At 60.5% G+C, this 6,861-nt stretch carries 6 protein-coding genes; all 6 read right to left on the reverse strand.

Annotated elements, in window-relative coordinates; genetic code table 11:
• Positions 1–477, reverse strand: a 477-nt coding sequence (locus PKC81_RS14050; RefSeq protein ID WP_324337159.1) for an acyl-CoA dehydrogenase family protein, incomplete at its 3' end; no start/stop codon positions are given.
• Between the two features lie 5 nt (positions 478–482).
• A complete protein-coding gene (locus PKC81_RS14055; protein WP_324337151.1) occupies positions 483–1,709 on the reverse strand; it encodes an acetyl-CoA C-acetyltransferase in 1,227 nt (408 codons plus the stop codon).
• A gap of 15 nt (positions 1,710–1,724) precedes the next feature.
• Positions 1,725–3,290, reverse strand: coding sequence for an acyl-CoA dehydrogenase family protein (locus tag PKC81_RS14060; protein WP_324337153.1), 1,566 nt, complete (start codon positions 3,288–3,290; stop codon positions 1,725–1,727).
• Positions 3,287–4,483: a CoA transferase gene (locus PKC81_RS14065; RefSeq protein WP_324337155.1), complete on the reverse strand. Its 1,197-nt coding sequence runs from the start codon at positions 4,481–4,483 to the stop codon at positions 3,287–3,289. The genes PKC81_RS14060 and PKC81_RS14065 overlap by 4 nt, the downstream gene beginning before the upstream one ends.
• 9 nt (positions 4,484–4,492) lie before the next feature.
• Positions 4,493–5,671: an acyl-CoA dehydrogenase family protein gene (locus PKC81_RS14070; protein ID WP_324337157.1), complete on the reverse strand. Its 1,179-nt coding sequence runs from the start codon at positions 5,669–5,671 to the stop codon at positions 4,493–4,495.
• A gap of 10 nt (positions 5,672–5,681) precedes the next feature.
• A complete protein-coding gene (locus PKC81_RS14075; protein WP_324337161.1) occupies positions 5,682–6,590 on the reverse strand; it encodes an SDR family NAD(P)-dependent oxidoreductase in 909 nt (302 codons plus the stop codon).
• Positions 6,591–6,861: the final 271 nt, after the last annotated feature.

Raw genomic sequence — 6,861 nt, forward strand, 5'->3', positions numbered from 1 at the left:
CAGGTCCGAATGTTCGGCGCGGCTCGTCCAGATTTTCTGGCCGTTGACGATGTAACGGTCGCCATCCTTTTTGGCGACAGTCTTCAGGCTCAGCGTATCGGTGCCGCTGGTCGGCTCGGTCACTCCGAATGCCTGCAGACGCAGCTCGCCGGTCGCGATCTTGGGCAGATAGCGCTGCTTCTGCTCTTCGCTGCCATGGCGCAGCACCGTGCCCATGATATACATCTGCGCATGAACCGCGCCGCCATTGCAACCTTGGCGCTGTACCTCTTCAAGGATTGCCGCCGCTGCCGACAGGGGAAGTCCGGCACCGCCATATTCTTCGGGGATCAGCGCGGCGAGATAGCCTGCCTCGCCTAGCGCTGCGACGAATTCGCTCGGATATTCGCGCGCCTTGTCCTTCGCACGCCAATATTCGCCGGGATATTGCGTGCAAAGCTTGGCGACCTCTTCGCGGATGGCGGTGTAATAATGCATGGGGCTCATGCCTTTTCAAACACGGCCGCGATACCCTGACCACCGCCGATGCACATGGTTTCAAGGCCATAGCGCACGTCGCGCCGCTGCATCTCGCGGGTCAGATTGGCAAGGATGCGCCCGCCTGTCGCGCCGATGGGATGGCCCAGCGATATGCCCGATCCGTTGACGTTGAGTATGTCATGGCGGCTGTCGTCATCCGACCAGCCCCAGCCCTTGAGACAAGCGAGAACTTGCGGCGCGAAAGCTTCATTGAGTTCTATCAGCCCGATGTCGTTCCATGAAAGGCCATTGCGTGCGAACAGGCGTTCGGTCGCGGGGACGGGGCCATAGCCCATGCGGCTGGGGTCGCAACCGGCGGCAGCCCAGCTATGGAAGAAAGCGATGGGTTCGAGACCGAGTTCCTCCAGCTTATCCTCGGCTACGACCAGACAGGCGGCTGCCGCGTCATTTTGCTGGCTCGCATTGCCCGCAGTGACGACGCCACCTTCCAACGCGCGCAAGGCACCCAGCGTCTCCACGCTGGCGTCGGCGCGATAGCCCTCGTCATGGTCGAAGACGATTGGATCGCCTTTCTTTTGCGGGATTTCGACTGGAACCAATTCGTCGGCAAACAGGCCGTTGGCCCAAGCCGCCGCCGCACGCTGGTGGCTGCGCGCCGCATAGGCATCGCAAGCTTCGCGGCTGATGTTCCAATCCTTGGCGAGGTTTTCGGCGGTTTCGATCATGCCGGAAATCACGCCATAGCGTTCGATCGGCTGGCTCATCACGCGGCCACGGGTGAGGCGATCGTGCAGCGTCAGGTTTCCTGCGCGCACACCCTTGCGGATGTCGGTGGTATAATGCTCGACATTGGACATGCTCTCGCAGCCGCCAGCCACCACGACATCGGAAACACCCGTCTGCACCATCATCGCCGCGTTGACGATTGCCTGCAGGCCCGAACCGCAGCGGCGATCGAGTTGGTATCCCGGCACTTCTTCCGGCAGTCCGGCGAGTAGCCAAGACCAGTGCGAAATGCACGGCGCTTCACCATTGCCATAGCCTTGCGCGAAGATGACATCGTCAACGCGCGACGGATCGATTTTTGTACGCTCTATCAGGGCCTTGAGGATCACAGCTCCCAACTGTCCTGCGGTCATCGAAGACAGCGAGCCTCCGAACTTACCAACGGCGGTACGGAAGGGAGCAACTATGGCGGCACGGCGCAACTCGTTTTGGGGGCGGGTCATGATTTTCTTCCTTTGCTAATTGCGGTCTTGCAGCTTGCCGCGCGCAATGACCTGCGCCTGGATTTCGGCTGCGCCTTCGAAAATGTTGAGGATACGGGCATCGCACAGCACCCGGCTGATTTCATATTCCATGGCATAGCCGTTGCCGCCATGGATCTGCAGCCCGGCATCGGCATTGGCCCAGGCCACCCGGGCTGCGTGCAGCTTGGCCATGCCCGCCTCGATATCGCAACGCTTTCCGCTATCCTTGGCGCGCGCGGCGAAATAGGTCAGCTCGCGCGCCATCACCATGTCGGTAACCATCATCGCCAGCTTGTCTGCGACACGGGGGAAACGGATTATAGGCTGGCCGAACTGCTTGCGATCAAGCGCATATTGCAACGCCAATTCAATGGCGCGGCGGGCAACACCGACCGCGCGGGCCGCGGTCTGGATGCGTGCGCCTTCGAAGGTACGCATCAATTGCTTGAAACCCTGGCCCTCCTCTCCACCAAGCAACGCATCCGCAGGGGCCTTCATGCCGTCGAACTGCAAGGCATATTCGCGCATCCCGCGATAGCCGAGCACCTCGATCTCGCTGCCGCTCATTCCTTCAGCGGGGAAGGGGTTGTCCTCGGTGCCGCGCGGTTTGGGGACCAGCAGCATCGACAGGCCGGCATAGCCCTTAACTTCTGGCAGGGTGCGCGCCATCAAGGTCATCAGGTCTGTGCGCGCGGCGTGGGTGATCCAGTTTTTCGCGCCGCTGATTTCCCATCCTGCATCGGTCCGCACCGCACGGGTTTGCAGGCTGGCCATGTCGGAACCGGTGTCAGGTTCGGTGAAAACCGCCGTGGGCAGAACCTCGCCCGATGCGATGCGGGGCAACCAATGCTGTTTCTGCACCTCGGTTCCGCCCATCATGATGAGCTCGCCCGCAATCTCGCTACGTGTGCCGAGTGAACCCGTGCCGATCCAGCCGCGCGACAATTCCTCGGTGACGACGCACATCACCAGCTTGCCTAGGCCCAGCCCGCCAAACTCCTCTGCAATGCACACACCAAAAGTGCCGAGTGCGGCCATTTCCGTGATGATGTCGTCGGGTATCAAGGCGTTGGCCAGGTGCCAGCCATGCGCCTGTGGCAATATCCGGTCGTCCGTGAAACGTCGATATTGGTCGCGCACCGTGTCGAGCAGTTCATCGTCGAACCGGTCGGAAATCGTCGCGCCGCTAGCCAGCAATTCGACCAAACGCGCACGGTTGGCTGCATCATTGCCTTTGGCTTGCGCGAGCAGGGCTGGGATATGGTCGTCCAACCCGAAATCGGCGGGGCGGATGAATTCATTCTGCCCCATGGGCAAGCCGCCCGCGAGTTGGGCCAGCGTCTCGCCCGTGCCGATGGCAATGACCAATGCTTCGGCTTCACCGCATTGCCGCGAACCCCATGCGTGCAAGGCACGCAAAGCCTCTACGCTGGTTTCAATCCAGGCATAGCCATGCGCGATATGTTGTTCGGCATCCAGCGAGGTGGTCGCAACCCGTGCCTGCACGACCACCCTTGCGGCTGAGGCATAGCTTTCGGCGGTGGCAAGGGCTGCGTTCATCCCTGTTTCACCGTTCCGGCATCAATCAGTGCGGCAATTGCACCCGATGAAAGACCGAGCCGCTCGGCAAGCACTTCCTCGCTATTCGCACCGTTGCGCGGGGCCGGTTGCGGCGCTTGGCGATCCAGTTGCGGTACGCTGGCAAAGCTGCCCGCTGCCGGATAATCGAAACCGGAGGGATTGGCCGCAGAGCCAAAGACCGGGTTATTGGCAACCAGCGCTGGGTCGTTCGCGGCGTCGAGCATCGTGCGATAGGCCGAATGGACAATGCCGCCTGCGTCGAACGCGCCAGCAAGGTCGGCATGCGTCCGCGCGCCGATGGCAGCTTCAAACAGCGGGTATAGCGCATCACGATGATTGAAGCGTAGCCCGTCATCCTTGGCAAAGCTGACACCGCGTTCGGCCTCTATCGCCGCAATTGCGCTTTCGAGGTGAAGGGCTGCGACGAGATTGGCCCATTGGCGGGGGGTGACGACAACGATCATTGTGCGCACGCCATCGGCGGTCTCGAAATCGCGGCCGAAAAGTCCGTATACGGCGTTGCCAAGGCGCGGTCGGTTGGCGCCAGTATAAAGCACTTCTGCAATGCCACCGAGATTGGCGACGGTGCCAATCGCAACGTCAGAAAGCGGGATACGCACTTCGCTGCCTTCGCCACTTGCTTCGCGCTTCCGGATTGCGGCGAGCATGGCAAAAGCGGCATAGGCACCAGACAGCAAGTCCCAAGCGGGCAGCACATGGTTGACCGGATCTGGGCCCGGTCCCGTCATCATCGGATAGCCGACCGCATTGTTGACGGTATAATCAAGCGCAGGAGAGCCATCGGCCCAGCCCATCACGCGTACGGTTACCAGGTCAGCGCGACCTTCCGCCAGCTTGGCGTGTGACAAGAAGCCTTCGACCGGAAAGTTCGTTACGAATTGTCCAGTCTTGCGCACCAATTCCTGCAGCAACTCGCGCCCCTGCGGCGCACCAAGGTCGAGTGCAACCGATTTCTTGGCGCGGTTGAGATTTTCCCAATAGAGCGAGTCATTGGCTTCGGTCACCGGCCAGCGCCGGAAGTCTGGTCCGCCACCGATCTGATCGACGCGAATGACCTCCGCCCCCATTTGCGCCAGATATAAACCGGCAGTGGGGGATGCGACGAAGCTCGATGCTTCGATTACCGACAGGTCATTGAGAAGGTTATACATCGGGCGCGATTACCACACAGCCCCTTCGCGTTCGAATTCGCGCAGCAGATGCTTGGCGATCTGCAATTGCATGATCTGGCTGGTGCCTTCGTAAATGCGTAGGATGCGGGCATCGCGGAAGAAACGCTCGGCAGGATATTCGGCGAGATAACCCGCCCCGCCGTAAACCTGAACGCAGCGGTCGACAACGCGCCCGCAGGCTTCGGACGAGAACAGCTTGGCCGCTGCCGCCTTCCTCAGGATATTTTCGCCACGGTCGGCCCGCGCGCAGGCATCCGCTATCATGCACTCGGCGGCGTAAAGGTCCGCCTCACTGTCGGCCAGCATCGCCTGGATGAGCTGGAAGTTCGCGATCGGCTCGCCAAAGGCCTTGCGCTCGGTGGCGTAGCGGATCGCGGTATCGAGCGCGCGGCGCCCCATCCCGACGCCCATGCCTGCCACTGAAAGTCGCCCATTATCAAGGCTTTGCATCGCAATCTGGAAGCCGCGACCTTCTTCGCCGCCGACCAATGCGTCACCGGGAATTTTGACATCTTCCATGATGATGTCGGCGATATGCGCACCTGACTGGCCCATTTTTTTGTCGGGTTTGCCGATGCTGATGCCCGGCGATGTCATGTCGACAATGAAGGCAGACACATGGGCATTCTTCGGAAGCGCCTCTTTGGAGGTGCGCGCCATGATCAGGCCAATTTTTGCGTGCGGGCTGTTGGTGATATAGCGCTTGGTGCCGGTCAATTTATAGCCATTGCCATCACGGACCGCCATTGTCTGCATCGCGGCGCTGTCCGAACCGCTGCCCGGTTCGGTGAGGCCGAAACAGGCGATTTCACCGCTCGCGATGCGCGGCAACCAATAAGCCTTCTGCTCCGGCGTGCCGAAATTCTTGAGCGCGCTGCCCGTCATCCCGACGTTGATCGACATTGTCGAGCGATAGGCAGGGGCCGCGTAGGCCAGTTGTTTGACCGTCTCGATATATTGGCTGATGTTCATTCCCGCGCCGCCAAATTCTTCGGGAATGGTGATACCGAAGAGCCCCATTTCGCGCATTTCGGCGAGGATATCGTCAGGGATCGCGTCGTTTGCGATCACTTCCTCTTCAGCAGGGATCAGGCGTTCGCGCACATAACGGCGGAGTTGCTCGATAAAGGCGTCGAATGTTTCGGAGTCCATACCGGGATTGCTCATTTCTTGCTCCTCAGATGGGGTCATAGGGGAAAACATGCGCCGAAACTTCATCGGCGCGTGCGAAACTGGGTTTGAATGCGGGGATCAGTTCATCGGCGATGCTCTCCGGCGTCCAGCCTTCTACCTTGGTCATCGAACGGATTGGGCGTGGCTTGTTGTACAGCACGATCTCATTCTTGCGCACAGAGAATATCTGGTTCGACACATCCTTTGACGCGTCAGAGGCAAGATAGACCACCAACGGGGCAATTTTGTCAGCGCTCATGGTTTTGAGGCGCTCGACGCGTTCCTTTTGCTCGGGCGTTTCGGCAGGGATCGAGGCGGTCATGCGGCTCCAGGCGAAGGGCGCGATGCAGTTGGAGCGGACGCCGACGCGTGCCATGTCGAGCGCGATCGACTGTGACAGGCCGACAATGCCCAGCTTCGCGGCTGAATAATTGGCCTGACCGATATTGCCGATCAGCCCGCTGGTCGAAGTGAAATGGATGAAGCTTCCTGATTGCTGTTCGCGGAAATAGGGCGTCGCCGCTTTGGAGACGTTGAAGCTGCCGTTGAGGTGCACGTCGATAACCGCGCGCCAATCTTCATGGCTCATCTTGTGCCAGATGGTGTCGCGCAGGATGCCGGCATTGTTCACAACAGCATCGATGCGGCCAAATGCCTTCACCGCATCTTCGATGATCGAGGCTGCACCTGCCGGATCAGCAACGCTGGCCAGATTGGCGACCGCCTTGCCACCGGCAGCGATAATGTCATTCGCGGTTTCCTGCGCCGGGCCGGCATCCCCGCCTTCGCCGCCACCGCCCACGCCGGGATCATTGATGACCACCGCTGCGCCATGTTTCGCGCACAGCAGGGCAATTTCCCGGCCAACCCCGCGCCCTGCGCCAGTCACGGCCACAACCTTGCCTTCCAGCATACCCATCGCTTCTCTCCTGCCTGCAATTTAAGCGGTCAGTTAAGCCTTGGCCGAGCGGAAGGGATTCGTGAAGCCCCTATGGGGCAAAATTATCTAACGAAGAGGGACGTCTGTGGTGCCGGCTACAGGATTCGAACCCGCCCGTCGGCGGATGCCGACAAACAAAGACTCGCCGCGGGTGTGACGTTTATGGTGCGGATTGCGGGGGATCAGAAAATGGTGCCGGCTACAGGATTCGAACCCGTGGCCCCCTGATTACAAATCAGGTGCT

Origin of the sequence: Sphingorhabdus sp. (genome assembly GCF_035329025.1) — a bacterium.
Taxonomy (GTDB): domain Bacteria; phylum Pseudomonadota; class Alphaproteobacteria; order Sphingomonadales; family Sphingomonadaceae; genus Sphingorhabdus_B.